The 17,112-nt window shown below is 52.2% G+C and carries 17 protein-coding genes; 8 read left to right on the forward strand and 9 right to left on the reverse strand.

Going from position 1 to position 17,112, the window contains the following annotated elements:
* Positions 1 to 243: 243 nt before the first annotated feature.
* Together ACX5K5_RS02075 and ACX5K5_RS02080 are read left to right on the forward strand one after the other, a co-directional pair.
* A complete protein-coding gene (locus tag ACX5K5_RS02075) occupies positions 244 to 972 on the forward strand; it encodes a hypothetical protein (protein WP_459174949.1) in 729 nt (242 codons plus the stop codon).
* 42 nt (positions 973 to 1,014) lie between these two features.
* Positions 1,015 to 1,512 (forward strand): amidase domain-containing protein, encoded by a 498-nt coding sequence (locus ACX5K5_RS02080; RefSeq protein ID WP_459175415.1) that lies wholly within the window; start codon positions 1,015 to 1,017, stop codon positions 1,510 to 1,512.
* An 860-nt stretch (positions 1,513 to 2,372) separates the two neighbouring features.
* On the opposite strand, the gene ACX5K5_RS02085 is transcribed toward ACX5K5_RS02080, so the two are convergent.
* The 4 genes from ACX5K5_RS02085 to ACX5K5_RS02100 all read right to left on the reverse strand — a co-directional run bounded on the left by ACX5K5_RS02085 (position 2,373) and on the right by ACX5K5_RS02100 (position 4,648).
* Positions 2,373 to 2,969 (reverse strand): hypothetical protein, encoded by a 597-nt coding sequence (locus ACX5K5_RS02085; protein ID WP_459174950.1) that lies wholly within the window; start codon positions 2,967 to 2,969, stop codon positions 2,373 to 2,375.
* 16 nt (positions 2,970 to 2,985) lie between these two features.
* Positions 2,986 to 3,669: a hypothetical protein gene (locus tag ACX5K5_RS02090; protein WP_459174951.1), complete on the reverse strand. Its 684-nt coding sequence runs from the start codon at positions 3,667 to 3,669 to the stop codon at positions 2,986 to 2,988.
* A 62-nt stretch (positions 3,670 to 3,731) separates the two neighbouring features.
* Entirely contained in the window at positions 3,732 to 3,986 is a 255-nt protein-coding gene (locus tag ACX5K5_RS02095; protein ID WP_459174952.1) for a hypothetical protein, read from the reverse strand.
* Positions 3,987 to 4,066: 80 nt separating this feature from the next.
* Positions 4,067 to 4,648, reverse strand: coding sequence for a recombinase family protein (locus ACX5K5_RS02100; protein WP_443451083.1), 582 nt, complete (start codon positions 4,646 to 4,648; stop codon positions 4,067 to 4,069).
* Between the two features lie 507 nt (positions 4,649 to 5,155).
* Between ACX5K5_RS02100 and ACX5K5_RS02105 the strand changes: the two genes are divergently transcribed.
* The 3 genes from ACX5K5_RS02105 to ACX5K5_RS02115 all read left to right on the forward strand — a co-directional run bounded on the left by ACX5K5_RS02105 (position 5,156) and on the right by ACX5K5_RS02115 (position 8,567).
* Positions 5,156 to 5,485, forward strand: a complete 330-nt coding sequence (locus ACX5K5_RS02105; protein ID WP_459174953.1) for a hypothetical protein — start codon at positions 5,156 to 5,158, stop codon at positions 5,483 to 5,485.
* A gap of 68 nt (positions 5,486 to 5,553) precedes the next feature.
* On the forward strand, positions 5,554 to 6,198 hold the full coding sequence (locus tag ACX5K5_RS02110) for an ABC transporter ATP-binding protein (RefSeq protein ID WP_170947866.1): 645 nt from the start codon (positions 5,554 to 5,556) through the stop codon (positions 6,196 to 6,198).
* Complete coding sequence (locus ACX5K5_RS02115; RefSeq protein ID WP_459174954.1) at positions 6,195 to 8,567, forward strand: ABC transporter permease family protein; 2,373 nt, start codon at positions 6,195 to 6,197, stop codon at positions 8,565 to 8,567. Before ACX5K5_RS02110 ends, ACX5K5_RS02115 begins: the two co-directional genes overlap by 4 nt.
* A gap of 645 nt (positions 8,568 to 9,212) precedes the next feature.
* On the opposite strand, the gene ACX5K5_RS02120 is transcribed toward ACX5K5_RS02115, so the two are convergent.
* Together ACX5K5_RS02120 and ACX5K5_RS02125 are read right to left on the reverse strand one after the other, a co-directional pair.
* A complete protein-coding gene (locus tag ACX5K5_RS02120; protein ID WP_096254751.1) occupies positions 9,213 to 9,515 on the reverse strand; it encodes a transcriptional regulator in 303 nt (100 codons plus the stop codon).
* Positions 9,505 to 9,972 (reverse strand): hypothetical protein, encoded by a 468-nt coding sequence (locus ACX5K5_RS02125; RefSeq protein WP_459174955.1) that lies wholly within the window; start codon positions 9,970 to 9,972, stop codon positions 9,505 to 9,507. The genes ACX5K5_RS02120 and ACX5K5_RS02125 overlap by 11 nt, the downstream gene beginning before the upstream one ends.
* 872 nt (positions 9,973 to 10,844) lie before the next feature.
* Between ACX5K5_RS02125 and ACX5K5_RS02130 the strand changes: the two genes are divergently transcribed.
* Complete coding sequence (locus ACX5K5_RS02130) at positions 10,845 to 11,339, forward strand: hypothetical protein (RefSeq protein WP_141392876.1); 495 nt, start codon at positions 10,845 to 10,847, stop codon at positions 11,337 to 11,339.
* A gap of 1,196 nt (positions 11,340 to 12,535) precedes the next feature.
* Positions 12,536 to 13,024 carry a hypothetical protein gene (locus ACX5K5_RS02135; protein WP_096254756.1) on the forward strand — a complete coding sequence of 163 codons (489 nt, stop codon included), beginning with the start codon at positions 12,536 to 12,538 and terminating at the stop codon, positions 13,022 to 13,024.
* 120 nt (positions 13,025 to 13,144) lie between these two features.
* Here ACX5K5_RS02135 and ACX5K5_RS02140 read toward each other — a convergent pair whose 3' ends face one another.
* Complete coding sequence (locus ACX5K5_RS02140; RefSeq protein WP_459174956.1) at positions 13,145 to 13,669, reverse strand: hypothetical protein; 525 nt, start codon at positions 13,667 to 13,669, stop codon at positions 13,145 to 13,147.
* A gap of 170 nt (positions 13,670 to 13,839) precedes the next feature.
* Between ACX5K5_RS02140 and ACX5K5_RS02145 the strand changes: the two genes are divergently transcribed.
* Complete coding sequence (locus ACX5K5_RS02145; protein ID WP_459174957.1) at positions 13,840 to 14,379, forward strand: hypothetical protein; 540 nt, start codon at positions 13,840 to 13,842, stop codon at positions 14,377 to 14,379.
* 403 nt (positions 14,380 to 14,782) lie between these two features.
* Here ACX5K5_RS02145 and ACX5K5_RS02150 read toward each other — a convergent pair whose 3' ends face one another.
* Entirely contained in the window at positions 14,783 to 15,226 is a 444-nt protein-coding gene (locus ACX5K5_RS02150; protein ID WP_459174958.1) for a PDDEXK nuclease domain-containing protein, read from the reverse strand.
* Between the two features lie 500 nt (positions 15,227 to 15,726).
* The gene (locus tag ACX5K5_RS02155) at positions 15,727 to 17,049 is read right to left on the reverse strand and encodes an MFS transporter (protein WP_459174959.1); all 1,323 of its coding nucleotides are present in this window, start codon (positions 17,047 to 17,049) and stop codon (positions 15,727 to 15,729) included.
* Positions 17,050 to 17,112: the final 63 nt, after the last annotated feature.

Here is a 17,112-nt window from a genome sequence, read left to right on the forward strand (position 1 = left end):
ATCGGTTTGTGTCAACGGGTATGGATCTGTCCAATCGACCTGCCTGTAGGATCACGCCCATTTCTGAGCCGCCATCAAAGTCGAACCTGTCAAGACTTTTCTAATTTATTTCTTACTTCAGAAAGTAATGGATTCAAAATTGCTACGGGTCAAAAAGTTTCTTGACTTTTCAATTTTCTCTACAAATAATAATCGATATGCATAAATAATGCGTATCCCAGCTTATAGAGCATGGAGCATCTTGTGAATCCTTTTCAAGACCGACGCAAAGGCAAAATGCTTTTGTGCGGAGCTGTAACCCTGTCATTGGTGGTACTGCCTTCAATTTCCGCAGTAGCTCAGCCAAATCTCGTTCCCAGTGTTTCTTCATCAAAGTCTGCGACTGCTAGTTCGCATGAAGAAACAGTGGTTCAGCTTGGCGCAATCGAGGCTTATGGCGATGCTGCGGAACTGGTGCTAGATGCGCCAGGAGCATCTTCGGCATCGCTCGCTAGAATGGCAAAGCCCCTTTCTGATACGGCCGAAGAGTCTGTTTCAGTCGCACAAGAAGAATTGGGCGAAATTTCACTCACCTTAGGCGAACCTGCCGACGGTGGTTACAACTCAAGCGTAGAAATTGAGTCTCCAAAATTGGTGTCCTCAACTGAGACCCAGCAAAACGTAAGTGCGATGGTGACTTTTAGCTACTATCTTCAGCCGGATGACAATGGATACTCTGGCCCGTCTTCTTGGACAGATGAACATCTGTTGACCTTGGAGAAAGGTAGTGGAGGTTGGGCTGTCGTTGCTGACGAAGTGGTTCCTTATGAAGTGAGCAGCCTGGCTGCCGATGAGAGCGACCCTACGCCCGAGCCAGGGGAAATTCCGGTGTCTCCTGATCTGAAGTCGGATGATGATAAGCCCGGCATTCCGATTGAAGACATTGCACAACCAGGTGGTGGAACAATCGGAGTACCAGCCGCAGGATACTGAAAGCAGAACAGCATTAATGTTCAAAAGTTCGTCTCTTACGCGATTAGCCGCACTTCCGGAAGCTACGCAAAAGACAGAAAGGCCTATGTCAACGGCACATATCCGAGCTATGACAATAACTGCTCTAATTTCGTTTCTCAGGTGCTGGATCAGGCGGGATGGTACCTGACCGGAGGCAATTCTACTCAGATTCATGAAAAGACGAAGTGGACTTTCAACCTTGCCGGTATTGCAGGGGCAACGAGAACTTGGTCGAAGTCCAGCAATCTCTATTCATATGCGCTGAACACCGGTAGGTACAAGTTTCTATCGAACGTCTGGAATGCAAGTTCAGGAGACTTGATCTTTGTAGATTGGGATCCAAATGGTTACCCAGACGGGTACATTGATCACGTGATGGCTGTCACAGGACGAGCAAACTATGCCCCAAGAATTTCACAAAAGTCATCGAACCGTTCGAATATTTCCCTCGAAACAACGGTAGCCTTAGCCAAGCAGCAGGGTAAGAAATACACCTGGTACGGACTGGATCTACGGTAGAAAGCGGTCAGAATGAGCGATTTGTGGAATAGCCAGCCGCTCTCTTTTTGGGTCCTCGCTGGAGTGTGCGGAATCGGGTTGCTTTCAGTCGGCCCGCTACTTTGGTCTTTCTCTAAGTCGAATCGCAGCGGCAAAATACTCGCGGTTGTGGGGACGCTTCTCATTGCAGCTTCTCTAGTGGTGTTGGCATACCCTGTCACCAACGGTGCTGCAACGTGCGGTCTGGGAGCTGGTGCTACAGGCTGGGTTAATCCTCCTTCCTATGGTGGATACGAATGCAGGGACGCACAGTGGAGGTTTTTTTGGGCTGGAATGGTGTTGCTCGTACTGGGGGTTGGATCTTCAGTTGTTTCACTATTTCCACATTTCAAAGCTCGTTCACGTGATTCTTCGTTGAACCACTAAGCTCGTAGTTTTTTGTTGCATTTGTGAGAACCGCTGCGGTGATTGGTATTCCTGGATGGATGCTAATTACGGCAGCGGTTTTCTATGTCAGTCTGAATGTGTGTTGTCCTTACGATTGGGTCTGTATGCGCACCTTTCCAAAAATGATGGTTTCTGGGAAATTGAAAACGTGAAGTTCGGTCGTCTGCTCGAGCTGCACGTTTTCCACGATTTTAGGCTCCCAAAACTTCGTCCCATAATTCTTCGACCCACATCCTCCAGAGAGAACGTTTTAGAACTGATCGATCCTAGGAGTCCAGATTCTATCCGCAGCTCAGAGAACTTCTGCGGCTTTTTGTAATCCAATTATTCCAGGATCGACAGATGCAAAATCTTCATTCGTCAGATACAAAAAGAGAACGGCCTCCAGTTTGGAGAGCCGTTCCCTTTTCTATGTAGCAAGGAGGAGTTGCAATCTACGACTTCTGGCAGTACTCACCGTAAGCCTTGCGTGCCACGTCCGGAGCTTCAGAGTCTAGCTTCAAGTTACAGTCCAGAAGTCCCAGATCCGAGTCAGTCCACGTTGAGAAGCTCAACTTGTACCATTTGTCCTGATCATTCTGGCATTGAATACTAAACGTATAGGTCAGAGGTGTTGCTGCGTAGTACCCCAGTAAACCAGGGGATTGTTCAGAATTCTTGATCATTGTTTCAAGCCCTTCGACATACGGGAAGGGCTGTTCTTCAATGGTGTCCGCTGAGACTTCATCGACAGATTTGATCACTTCATCTTGGTTACCCCATTCTGGCTGCGGATCCCATGTGATAGATGAAGCGGCCTTCTTATCGAGCAGTGTTTTACTTAGATCCTGATCAGAGAACTTGTCGATTCGAATAAATGTCGGTTCTCCTTCGGATTCCCCATCGTTGACTACATAGGGTCGATCGCATGTGGTAGTTGGTTTTGGAGGTGCTGCCGGGGTCACTTCACTTTGAATATTCCCCGGACTAGTGCAAGAGGCAGCCCCTATGATTAGGAAGAAAGCAGATGCGGCGATGATACTTCGCTTCATTGAGCGTCTCCTCGTTTTAGCAGTATTTAGATTTAACTGTTCCCGCTAGTGATCCTGACGGTTGAGTCAAGTCACATTGCACCGTAGCTGTTTCACGGATGGCGTGTGATTTGCCGGTACCGGTGGCCTGGACAATAAGCCCCGAGTTTCCAGAAGCGCAGTAGTTCTTCTTCCATTTGCCTGTGACTTCAGAGTTACCAGCTGCTACGACGACATACTTTTTTGGCTTAATAGTGGCCGAAATTGAGAGGGTGCTTCCACTGGTTCTAGCCCCTGAGGCAGCCAAAGATAAGCCGGTGGTGCCTTCAAACTTAGCTACGACCGTATTAAAGCTAGCTGAACCGCCTGTTGAATAAGTTAGGCCGGCGGTCAAGGTCAATTGCTTCGCTGAAGTGTAAGTTGCCGTTGAATTGCTACTGGTGCCGTTGTAGTGCTTGCTGGCGTGAGTGACCTTCTTGACCTTCGTAACATTAGTAACGTCGTAGTAGGTTCCTGAGTAGCCACCGCAACTTATCGCGGCGGGAGTGGCTATTGCTAAGTTCGACTCATCTCCGACCGCGAGAGCCGGTGTAGCGATCATTGCAGTTCCAGATGCTAGGCAGATAGCGCTGAGGAATGCAGCGATGCGACGTTTTCCGTTTTTCAAATTTCCACCTAAAGATGCGATGAGATGAGATGAGAGATTGTTCAAGTCAGCCATTCAATAAGCGATCCCATAAATCTAGAACCATCTGTGATGTGACTTACATGGATCTTATTTCATCACCTGTGGAGAATTTGCCAAATTGCTGAAGAATATCCTTTTGTTATCAATTTGTTGTAAATGATCAATATGGCTTCTTCTTTGGCAACAGTGAATTTATGCGAATTTTCAGGAATGACCCTCGAAGCACTCAGATGCTCTTCGCATTGAGTAACCCCTGGCTCTAATTCTCCAAAACGGGTCACCGGCCAGTCGGGTTTTGCAATCAACACCTGTGGAAGAATCAGGGCGTCTGCAAAGTCAGCGAGAGGCATTTGAACCAATCGCAGTAGGGCTGTGGCCTAGTCCGTATGCGCTCTGGTTCTCAAGCGAGCTTCATGGTATTCATAGTGATCTAAAGATCTAATTCTGTGACGCGTCGGTAAAGCGTTGCCCGAGACATGCCCAAATCTCTGGCAACTTGGGTTGCTGGTTCGCCGGCCTGGAGGAGTTTTGCCGCGGTACGGATCTGAGACTCAGTGAAGGTGGGACGCCGACCGCCAAGGTCCCCGCCAATGGTGCGGCGTTTGGTCACGGAGTCGTTGATGCGTTCTCGTTTGATCTCCAACTCCATTTGGGCCAGAGCTGCCATGACGGTAAAGACCATGGCACCCATTGGGGTTTTGGTATCGACGTCGCCGCCGCCAAGATTCAGTACACGCAGTCCGTTATCGCGATCTCGGAGTACTTCTGCTAGTTCGAGCATTTTCTGAGTGGATCGCCCTAGCCGGTCCAGGGTAGTGATCACCAAAGTGTCATCTGGGTGCAGCGCGTTGAGTGCTTCATTAAGGCCGGGGCGCTTGGCTAATGCACCTGAGAGCCCATGGTCGATGTAGAGGTCATCGCGCCGGACCCCTGCGGCGAGTAAATCTTGGATCTGCCGGTCGGTGTCTTGGGCTTTGGTTGATACGCGGGCGTATCCGATCAGTTTGGTCATCGGTCCTTCGAAAGTGTCTCGCAACTAATGGTGCCAACACGATTCTATGACATTAGTTGCAACACATAGTTGCGAGAATTTCAGACCATTGAGTTTCCGCGGATTTTTCATCAGGGGAGTGGTAGGTGGTGAGACGTCTTGCAACCTATGGGTTGTAAGACGCATGCGTGTATTGAATTCGGGCTCGCATCCTGCTCTTTTGGTCAGATTTGGCAACCTTGTTTTTTTGGGGAGGCGTTTCAAAGTGGCCCATGACGGGCTTTACCTCGGCGCAGAAGTCTCGATTACGCAATCCCTAGAATTCGAAAGGAAGGAAAGTACCGCGAAGCCGCGCTTTTGCCGTGTGGCATTTTTTGGACGCGCCCTAGCTGCGCACTCAGTGTGCTAGTTCGCTTAAGAGGAGAGCATGCGAGGTCGGTGGTTTATTTCTAAACGTTTTTTGTGATGCTTGACACCCCTGATCGTAAGCGATAGTCTCCTCCTATCCATCCATCAGAGGAAGTTATTATGAATAAGGTTCTCAAGTTAGTGGTGGCTACGGCATCGGCTGTTGGGCTTCTGGCAGGTGGAGCCCTTGTGGCTGCACCCGCAGCGAATGCTGCGACTGCTTGTTCCGCGAATCGTGTACTTGTCGATGATCGTGGCTGGCTTCCAGATAGCCATAAGGCTACCGGTCGTTGCAGCAAGATTGACGGCAACAAAAAGGTTCGCATCAGTCTCGATCGGATTGCCGATTTTGATTACCACACCTCATGGTTCACTCGGACTAACACCACTTACAGCACCAACCAGTCGACGTTGACTCGTGGTGCTTACTACACCGTACGCAACGTCTAAATACCAATCGGTTGATGGCCCGCACTGTGAGTCAGTGCGGGCCATCTGTCTGTCCTGAAAGCAGAGTTATGCTGACCGTTGACCATGTTTCACTGACCTACCCAGACGGGCAAGACGTACTTACCGTACTCAAAGATGTCACCTTTGAAGTTCCTAGCGGCCTCACTGCAGTTGTTGGACCTAGCGGAACTGGCAAATCAACCTTACTGAGGGTGATTGCTGGCCTTCAGATCGCTGACCAAGGCACGGTATGCGTCGGAGAATATTGCATTGATTCTTCCAAGCATGATGCTGGAACTGCGCAGTCTATTTATGTTCCCCAGGATTTTCAGCTCGTACCTTTTCTCTCAGCTGCGGAGAATCTGCAACTTGCAGCCGAGATGCGTGGACGCAACGTCAACGATCCAGAGATCCTGCTAAAAATTGTCGGTCTGCAGGGTCTAGCCAAGCGGGTACCTGAAGAACTTTCCGGAGGACAGCAACAACGCCTGGCTCTTGCACGCGCTCTAACGGTTCAAGCTCCCGTGCTCTTGCCTGATGAACCGACAGGGTCTCTGGATAGTGAGACGAGTCAAGGTATCGCCGCTCTTCTCAGGGAAATCGCTCACAGTGATCAGCGATGCGTGATTGTTGCTACGCACGATTCAGCGCTTGTTGATGTCGCCGATTCAGTCCTTTCCATTCAGTCGGGCAAGGTGCAAAAAATTCGATGACGAAGATCTTCACTCCTCGACATTTAGCGATCCGGATCGGCCGTTACTACTGGCGATCGCTCATTCCTTTGCTTATATGCGCATTCGTTTTCTCAGTAGCTCTCAGTTCAATATCGATTGCCAAATCTTCGGTAGAAAATGCGGCCGCTACAGGTGTTGCTTCTCATTTCACCAATATGCAGCATCTAATGCAGCCCACCACCACGGAGAGTCTTCAGGCAGGGACTGAGGTCGCTGGGTGGGCCCCCATCTCTGATTCCAGTGCGTCCTTTAGCACGGATGCAAAGCTGGTTCAAGGAGATGTGCGTTCCTATGAGGATTCGGAACTATCCTTCGGACAACTCATCGAGGGAGCTTCGCCTGAAGAGTCTGGACAGATCCTGCTGCCTGTTGGGATTGCCAATGATCTGGGATTAGCCGTCGGAGATCCTGTATCTGTCCAAGTAGCAGACAATAAATCTTTTGCCGCTAAGGTCAGTGGCCTGGTCCAGGACTCAGCGAAAATCGACGACAAGCAATCCTATCTGCTTACGTCGGTTGCCCTACCCGAAATTAGCGGGTTCCTCAGCGAAACAGATCCCTTCCTTGATACGTCGACAGCAACCTTATTTGAGCAAAAATTATTTACATACAATTCTTTGGAATCACTGAAGAAAATAACCATCGCTGATGCTTCTGCAACATATTTCCCTCAAGCGGGTACTTTGCTTATTGGACTATGGCTGGCGTATCTGATCGTTTTGGGGCTTGGCGTAGCAGTACTTATGCGAGCTCTCAACGCGCCTTTGAAGGGGCTGGCTTCTTCGGGAGTCACTGCTCGTCAACGAACTGCGCTGATACTACTTCTTTTGGGAACATCTGTGGCGGTCGCTTCTCTGTTGGGAGTGTTTATTTCGATAGCCGGGCTTTGGATCGGTCGAAACGCAGTGTCCAGCATATTTTTACAAGCGTGGTCTGGCGTTAGTCTCAACGCAACTTTGATCCTTCTTCCTGTATCTTCGGTGCTGCTAGCGGCAACCATCGGAGCTCGCCCCAAATATCGTCATGGGTCTTCCCGAATCCAGGACTTGGCTCTACGCCTCGGTTTTGATCAGCCCCGTGGAGCAGTTCTGACCTCAACGGTCCTCATAGTACTTTCTGGACTGGCGATCCTCGCTGCGGCACAAAGGATGATTCCGCCGGAATCAGCGGTCTTTATCGTAGTGACCGCCTTCGCGGTTTTTCCTTGGGCTTTTTCGTCTCTACTACGTCGCTTTCTGCTCCCTCCTGCGCTAAGAAAGGCTACGAAGGCTGCCGCCGCGCTGACTTTATGCTTTGCTTTATTTGTTTCAACTTTGCTGGCTATGTCAGTCGCCTTTACAGCGCGTGCGGTGCACAATGAACGTACCGCAACGGTGCATCAATCGCCGACGCTTCCTGCCGGCAGCATGGCGTTGGATTCTATTCCTGCGGATCAGGCAGACGCTGTCACCCAACGCTACTTAGAAAAAGGCGGGATCCAGCCAACCCGCTATTCTCTTCCTTTGGAAGATGTGGCTGATACTCGTATTACAAGCCCCGAAATTGCCTTGTGTATGAGTGAACACGATGAAGCTGATCCTTTTATCGCCGGTGATTTGTGTGGTTTAGAACCAGTACTCCGGTACGTTGTGCTCTCTGCGGACAGCACAGAGACAGTTCGAGTCTCCAGTGAGCTCACTAATGCTGGCGAAGCAACTTTCCTTTTATTTCAAGCCGGGGAAAGCTTCGCCAGCAAGGAGCTGAGTATTAGAAATGCATCATCTGATGACTCGCTTGTTCAACCTCTAGCGGGGGCCGTTATTGGGCGAGGTTCGTCGCTTGTGCAAGAGCTGGGTCTAAAGCCTTGCGAACTTCGTCAGCTGGTCTTCACGGATTTTGGGACCTTGGAAGGACGCGAGCGAGCCGAGCTGAGAAGCTACATTGCACGTATTGCTCCGGGCGCGGAAATGGTGGAAATCGAGGCCGATGGGTCCGGGCAGTGGATGAGGTTCCTCATTGTCGTATCTATGGGTGCAGCTTTTTTGGCAACTGTGTGCGTCGTTGCAGGCATAAGATTTGCTCTTTCGTTGATGCGTGAAACGCGTGGAGTGATGAGCTTATTCTCTGCTTCGCAGAGAATAAAAAGACGCCTCACGGCTACCGTCATTGGTTTATGGGTGGCTGCAATTGCCTCAGGTTCTGCCGGTGGACTCTTCGTGGCATGGCTGGTTAGTGCCAAGGACGGGCTAGGCAGTGGGCTCATTTGGGCAATCGCCCCCGGTACTGCACTAGTGGTCCTTGGTATCGGTTGGTTTTATTGGCGTTACGTTCTCAGTAACCGATCGCTAATGCAGGAGCGATATCGTTAGAAAAATTCATTGACCGGGTTCATTTGCAACTGTTAGGTGTATCGATACTCGCGAAATGGGAGTATTTTCGCTACATAGATTGTGGCACTGAGTTTAGCGACGATCTCGCGTCGAAATTCTCTTGAGTTTTCAACTGTCACGAAAATTCTGAGAGATTGCGTTTCGAGCGTGTCAAAAACGACCGTTTGTGATGCGAAGACCATGATGCCTAACACGGACTCCACAGGCTGCGATCCTTCGAACAAATCGGCAACTTGATCGTCTGGTGATGAGGATGGTCTGGGTGGCGTCCGTATAAGGTCCCTTCACCGGGCATTTTCTCGGGCGGGGTATACGGGAATCTCAAATCGTTGAGAATTCGAAGTTTCAAAAACCGCTCAAGTCAAGCGAAATGCTATCCCGTATAAGGACCGGCTTACGGGACCCTGAGGCGCCCTGGCCGGGTGCATGGTGTTCGTCCCGTGCAAATGATCCCGTCCACGAAATGAAGGCCCTCACCAAACGGATGAGAACACCACCCCTGATCCGACGGGAACAACGGGGTGGTCACCGCCCGATGCGCATCACTCAAACGACGAAAACCCCGGAACAGAAGGGTCATGCCCAAGCTCGTGCGTCAATCACGGCACATATGGGAGAAATGCCCTAGTCGCCCGCCATCGACCGCAGCGCCGCGAGGTGCCCATCGAAGGCCCGGCGACCCTGCGCGGTGAGCTTGACCTTTGTCGTCTGGCGCGCGTCCGTACGCTGGGGGGACGCCTGTTTGCTTGTGACGAGATAGCCGATTTCGACGAGGTTTCTTACGGTCTTTGACAGGTTGGCCTCGCTGAGCTCCAGTGTTGCGGCAATTACAGCAAAGTCCGCCTCGGCAAGCGGGCGCAGCAGTGCACACAGACGCAGCCGGGTTGGTGCGTGGATCGCCTCATTAAAGTAAGGCTCAGCCCGCATGACGCACCTCGGCCGCATACGCGCGGTCATATTCCACGACGATGAGCGCGGTGGCGATACCCGCGGCCGCAGCTACGGCGACAACCCACCCGATCAAACCGAGCAGCGCGAGCACCAGGCTGATCATCAGCGCAAAGAAGGTGCTCAAGAAGAGCGCAACCACTAACCAGAGCCCGCGAGGACCCGCCGGTCGGGTAATGCGGAGGCCACTGCGCTTGCGAAAAAGCACCTCAACACCGATGAAGATCCCGACGCTGAGCACAAAGGGCAGCCATGCCCATGCCAGCCCGGCCGCGGGGGCCACGATGATAAGCGCAGCGCCCAAGCCCTGCGCAGGTGCACCCCACCACGTTTCTGCAGTGATTCGTTCACCGATCCGACCACGGTCGGTACTGATCGCCTTGAGCGACTCACGCACGGATGCTGGGTTCCGTGGATTCTCCGATTTACTTTCCATGCGGTTGAGTCAATCACTTTACTTCTGGTTAAGCAACTTGGTACTCGCATGACAAGCCTCCGAACAAGATCCGTCCCGGTCAGGGTTCCACATACGACCACGCAATTGCATCCCCGCGTGACTCGCTGTTGGCAAGCTAAGCACTTTCCATCGAAACCGGATATGTGAACTCGCTTGGCCGAGCCCGCCCGGACTTACGTGTCGTTCTGCAACGAGCTACCAGCGGATTGCCGGCACGAGGCAGTGGACTTTCAGCTCCCGAACTGGCGATGGAGGCGTCTCTGCAGAACTTATGAATCTGAACTTGTGACTTTAGCGCGGTTGACCCGGATTACTACCTGATCAGCCAGAATCGATATGAACAGCCCGGAGCCGACAATAAGGAACGCAGCAAGAAGTCCGCACATGGCACCAAACGTGCCTGAGCTACGTACGCTCTCGAAAGTCTCTGGCGACACCTCGGCTGTGAAATTGGCCCAGAGCGCCGACCAAATGATCCACCCGACACCCATACCAAGGCATCCTGTAACGAATCTGATCCAGCCCCTGATTGCCAACGTACTCATTTTTCGCATTTCCGCCGTCCCTGTTGAATCAAAGATTTCCTAGCATACCCAAGTCTGGATGCAACGCTCCCGTCCCGTAGACCGTTCCTCTATTGGTGCTATGTAAGACGATTTTATAGACAGGTGCCACTGGCACCAGCGGCTGATATGCGATGGTCAGCACCACTGCAGATCAGGAACCAAAAAATTTCTGATCAATCTGATCGAAAAGAACCGATGTTGTGAACTTATTTATCTAAAGAAATTTATTCTGAGAAAGTTTCCAAGAAGTCTTGCTTTTATCTGAGAGAAGGATAATCTTTGTTCATGACAATGCGTATCCTTGGAGTAGCTTCAGTATTATCGGCCGCCGCTCTTCTATTGGGTGCCTGCACGGGCGGTTCTACTCCAGGAGCTACAGAGCCTGCAATAAAGACGGATAGTTCCTCTTTAACGTCTAGCGCGCAGAATCGAACTGCAACTGAAACTTATAAAATGCATGCAGAATCTCTGCAGAAACTCGCCAGGCCAAGTCAAATACTCAGCGAGGTGGAGAGCGACGGATCAGGTAAGTTGCCTATCCGTGAGGTGCCCGCTGGATTCGATTCAGTTGGGTTCATGGTTTCCTGCGAGGGTTCCTCGACCTGGGACATAGCGCTTAGCAGTGGTACTAAACTCGGTGGTAGTGACTGCGGAGACGATTCAAGTGTAATGAGCAATATATCCGTATTGAGGACAGACCTTGGTGCTAAAGAAGTGCAACTTGAACTCAGTAAAGAAGTAAAGGCTTGGGTTACCATTTTCGCGACTAACAGGCCATGACGGATTGGCGGTTGCTGTCCTCATTTCCGGGTTAGTATCCAAATAGAGGCAATACGAAAAGCCGTGATGTTACAAAACAACGCAGATAGAAAGCGAAGTTCTGTCCGTTGGTGTGCCGTATGAGGTTAGTGCCCGGGCGCCTTGAAAGCCTAAAGTCGTAGCTGTTGCTCTTGAAGGTATCGTGCAGCATCGCTAGTTGCCCAACTGACGGTTTCCCCAGACGTAATTTTGCTGACTCCTACGCCAGGAACACCCCAATTCACCACCAAATACTCTGAGTTTTGAGACCCCTCGCTCGAAATGAACTGTTGGCTTTGGACTGCTCCAACTTCGCCAACTTCTAAGGTTGTTCCACCTGGAAGAACGAGAGAAGACCCTTGCAAGTTACAGCCAGGTTCTCCGAGATCGCGCAGGCCATTTGCTTCAATCAAAGCTGGAGGGCATTGCGGAAGGTCTTCATGACCCAACGGTATGCTCACTCCACCTGGCGAACACGAGCAAAGAAGCAAGCTTAAAAGTGCAATGGTGGATATAGCTGTGGCGGTTCGCATGGTCTCATGCTAACAACTGGCAATCCAGCGATGTTTGTAGCGCCGATGAGGATCCAAGGTTGATGGGTCTGCAAAAAGAAATGTGTGGAGCGCGGCGTCCCGCAGAAGGTTCTTCTACTGGGACCGCTCGAAACATCATTTAGGGCTAATACCAAACGTCAAATATTGATACCTTCACAGGTTTAACCGGCATTGGGGTTGTTTCCGAGCAAACGTACAAGAGTTGCTTTTCGCGGAGCGTCGAACGGTTTCTCGGGCTCGGAGTCCATTTCTGCGAACAGTTCGAAGAGCCTCCCATTCGCGTGTTCCTCCACCCAACGGAGTGCCTCTGACACGTCCTTCACCTCAACCAGTACAAAAGCATCTAAGTTCCATCCGTACCCAGGACGAGGTTGTTCCCAAAAATTGACTCGATAGCAGGGCGAATCATCTGAGTCGCGTGGTTCAGCGTGAACTGTTTCTATGGCGCGCATGGGACCAATATACAAGCATGCACCAGTACGCTATTGGGAAATCTTGTCGCCCTAGTTACCTTCGACTATCAAAGCCGGTCAACAGCGTCCCGGTTGCGGTTCCTGCCGCGTGCATGTTGAACAGCATCAGATATTTTGAAAGGCCAAGTCATCCACATGATAGAAATATGACATGAGACCTTCGAAAATCCTGCCGCTAATAATTGCTGGCTTGCTCCTGGTCACCGGTTGCAGCTCCACTCAGTCCAAACTTGCCATCTCAGAGGATGCCCCCGCGTCTGTATGCGGGCCAGCGAGCACCAGTGGGAAATTTTTTGGTGCCCTGAATTACCTGCAAAACGAAGGAAAAACCCCGGCAGAAATCACCCAGGTGGAGCTCGTTGACGCCACCAACCTTGAACTGCAAGGGTTCGGAATTCTCAGCAACGAGAACGTGGCAACTCGAGGGCCTGGGGATGATCTGCAGCTAGACACGAATCGTGTCATTGCCGATGGAGACACCGCAGCGATTCAGGTCGAACTAGGACTAAGCAACACAGCAGAACCAGGGAACGCGAAATCCCTCAAAGTGACCTACAACAATCCGGATGAAAAAGACACTGCCTCCGTCACGATGATGACCACGCTCGAGGTGCTTCCAACCGGTCAAATCTGCAAATAGATAGCCGCACAACGTGGTCTGGGATCCCGGCAGAAGCGGTGGCCATCAGCAAACTGCCCCGCAAATTCCCCTAGAGAACCGACCGTCCCATAGGAGGTTCCCCATACGGCGTCGACGTTCTTAGCGAGAAGTACTCGTCGAAGCTGACGGTGATGTCGCATTTTCGGGAATCTCCGGATACACCTCTTGTGGCAGAAGGATCGTGTACCCGTCACCGCGGACAGCTATGCCATCCACCTTGATCGAATGGGCTTTGTTGTTGCTGCCATCTGTCAGTTCGGCAAAAACGCCGCTTCCCAACTGTTCGCGCACCACCACCGTGACGTTTTGTGGGGTAATTCCCCGAATGGCCAGCAGCTCCCTTGTTTTGGCCACCATTGCATCATCCAGATCCACATCATGGAATGCATTAGTGACCCGGCATACCCCGTTGCGGTCACCGGCATAAACCGCGGTCACCAGATCCGTGCCGGCTTGCTCAATGGACTCAACAGGTTTACGCCCGTCACAGGTATCGCCCGAATAATCTTGAAATACCGAGCAACCCGTCAGGGCTCCCGCTGACAGCACCAAACCGAGGACGCCCAGTCCGACCGCTTGGCGTTTGATAGGGAAATCTACGCGCAACCCTTGAATTTCGCTCATGCAGACCATTATCGCCGCGTTACTTCCAGGCGAGGTTCAAGGTCGTACCGTGTCGCCACGACTCGCGAGCTACCTGGACGAGGCGCTCCCGTCGCCACTGGTAAAAAACGCGGACGCGGCATCCCACTGTGCGTTCCATAAACGGAACTGCGACTCATGAGCACCTGTTCATGGGAATCCGCTACAGTCGATTTCTAATAACAACGATCAATATCGGGGCGGAACAGCGCATGTGGGGGAAGAAGAAGAAAAGAGCCAGGACGGACGCGCTGGAACTGGCTTATGTTCAGCGGTTGCAGGAAATTGATGCGCTGAGTGCCGCACATGATGACATCGGGCCATCGGAATGGAATATGGGGCTGGGTCAGTCAGAATTTTTGGGGAGAACCGAAAGCGGTGATTTTCCGAGTAGATACATCGTTGTTGAAGTTGAAGATCTTCCGTCTTTTGGCCAGCTCCGTGAAAAGTCTGATGATTGGATTCACGTCTCGAAAGAAGAGATGCTGCAACAAATCACCGGGTTCTGGGTAGTTGCGCTCAGAACGAGTGATCATCAGACTTTCCAGCCTGCATCGGAGGTGGAATATAGGTTTGATTCCTTCCAAGCCCTTCAGAGGTTCCTCTCGCCTCTGAATATTTCATGGCAGGGAGCCAGTGCAACGGAACGGCAACTCAACCAGTCTGGTTGGTCTCCGGACTGGTTGAGTTAGACCTCATAGAGGTTCGACGTATTGGGCAAGGGGCCAGACACGCGTCGCGTTGCAGGTGAGCACTTTGCGAACCGTCGCACTCCATGGGAGCCTGCTCTAAGTGTGTCTTAAACGAACGTTATTGACACTTCATTAAGTTCACCTTGAAGCATTGTGCTATGCATTGTATGAAGTGAAGGGTGGTGTTCATTAATTGTCCAGTCAGTGGCTGGACAATTTGCCATCTCGTGCAGGCGGTAGCCCGAGTCCTTATCAGCGCGAACCTAGGGCATTATCAGTCATCTGGGGGTGGTCCAGTCCAAGGCTGCGACGACGTCCTCTGCGTCGGGTAGTGCTTGTTGCTCTGGGGCGGTCAACGTTTCTTAAGTGTAAGTTGCTATCGCAATGGGAGTGCTGGACCTGTTCAATGCGTAGCGCACTGTGTGCTCGTTCCGGATTCCGCAAATGAGAATTCCTGCGGTAGGGAGCGTGCGGATCTGCGTAGTTTGTCATCTACCAAGGCGATATTGAACTGCAGCTTGCCCACGTATCCGAGCTGGAACTTTCCTGTTTTGAGTTCAACAACGACGTAATGTAGCTGCCCCACAGGGAAGAACAGTTGATCCAGGTAGAAGTCGTCGCCGTCAACGTCGAAATGTAGCTGTCTGCCGACGAAAGCGAATCCAGGGCCAAGCTCTCGTAGTGTCTCGATAATCAGGTCCATGAGTGCTTGCTCGAGATCGCTTTCGGCCACGTCTACGGTTAGCCCTAGGAATTCCAGCGCGTAGGGATTCTTGGCCATTTTTTGTACAAGATCTGAATCAGGGCGGGTAGATGCCGCTCCTGTGCGTTCAAGGGTCTTGTTCATGACCATGTATAGGAGTACGTTCCTGGACCAGCCATGTTTGCCGGCTGCGCTGGCGGAGCAGTCCCGGGTATCGGCGGCTAGTTTTGTCGAGCAGGAATCGGATGTGCCCCCAGGTAAAAGTCCCACAGCCTGTGGGACAGTGGTGCCAATTCACGTAGAAAACGGATAGCTCAATTGAGGCCCGGATGTAACTACAAGAGTTTTTGGGCCACCCCTATGCGAACGTCCTGCCAAGGGGGACTTTAACGAAAGGGCGAAAATGAACCACTGACGTGGGGTCAATTTGTCGGCCAGAATGATGATGCAAGCCTCTGTTGATGTGGGTGAGTCTAACGCAACCTCAGGAGATTCTCCCCGTCGGTCAGTAGCTCTCCGGCGCGGACTGTAGAAGGAGGCCTCGACGAGTTGGCATCATTGGAAGAACGATGCCCCGCGGAAGCCACTATGGAGTGTTTATGTCCGTTGAGGCTTGCGCGGGGCAGGATTTAGGAGTTAATTATTTAGTGATGCATTGCGGGGAGATCTTGGTCTCGGCGCGTCATTTTACGGTTTAGGCCAACGACCCCGATGATCGTAGCAACCGCGATCACCGCGTAGAATACGGCCACGCCCCACGGGCCAGCTGCCCCAAGAATCGATTGTGCGATCAGCGGGGTGGAGCCGCCGATCAATGAGGCGCATAGGCCATTAGCCAAGGCCACGCCAGTAAAACGGACGTTGACTGGGAATGCGTGCGATAGGAAACTAGCGAGCATCGCGTAATAGGCAGTGCCACCGAGCACAGAGATGCCCAAGGCAACCGCGATGGCTACGGCGCTGGCACTCATGATGGCCAGGAACAATGGGATGATGCTAGCCATAGACAGTAACAAGCCAGCGACCATGACACGTACCCCGCCTACTCGTTCGGCGATCTTCGCGGCGATTGGCTGCCAGATGAACTGCAACACCGCAACGAATAGCAGGATGTTCAAGATGAGCTGGCGGTCCATGCCCATGCCCCCTGCCTCCGCCGGGGAAGTGGTCCAGGACAACAGGAAAGTATTGTTGAAGAAGGCGATGGCAATACCGAGCACCGAGGCCAAGACTCCGAGCCAGACGTAGCCTGAGGCAGTACGGAATACTTCCACTACCGGAACCTTGACTACTTCCTGGTCGGTGCGGGACTTCATGAAGTCAGCTGATTCCTCCACCTTTGCGCGGATCACTAGGCCAACAATTACCAGTACGGCGGAGAAGAGGAACGGTAGGCGCCACCCCCAGCTAAGGAAAGCTTCATCGTCCAGCGTGCCTACCATCAAGAAAGCAAGTGTCGCCATGATTGAGCCTGCTGGCGATCCTTGCTGGACCCAAGCGCCGGCCATGCCGCGTTTGCCTTCACTGGCATTCTCGGTTGCCATGAGTGTGGCGCCGGCCCACTCACCGCCCACGGCTAGGCCCTGTGCCGCGCGCAGGACGACTAGGGCGATGGGCGCAGCCACACCAATGGTGCTGTAGCTGGGTAGTAAGCCAATCAGCGTGGTGGCTGTTCCCATGAGGAAGAGTGTCGCCACTAGGACGTTCTTGCGGCCGAAGCGGTCTCCTAAGTGGCCGAAGAGCACCCCGCCGAGTGGCCGGGCTAAGAAGCCGACCCAGAAGGTGGCGAAGGATGCTAATAGGCCAGTCGCTGTGCTTGCTTCCGGGTAGAAGACTTTACCAAAAACGAGGGCGGCTGCGGTACCGAAAATGAAGAAGTCATACCATTCAATGGCGGTGCCGACGAAGGCGCCGGCGGTCGCCCGGGTCTGACGCTGTCGCGGCGTCAAGCTGCTGGGAGTGCTCATAGGTGATTCCTTGCGGTGGAGGTGGCTGTGAGGCGCACCACGGTGATTTCTTGACTCCATGCT

Source organism: Glutamicibacter bergerei, assembly GCF_054495185.1.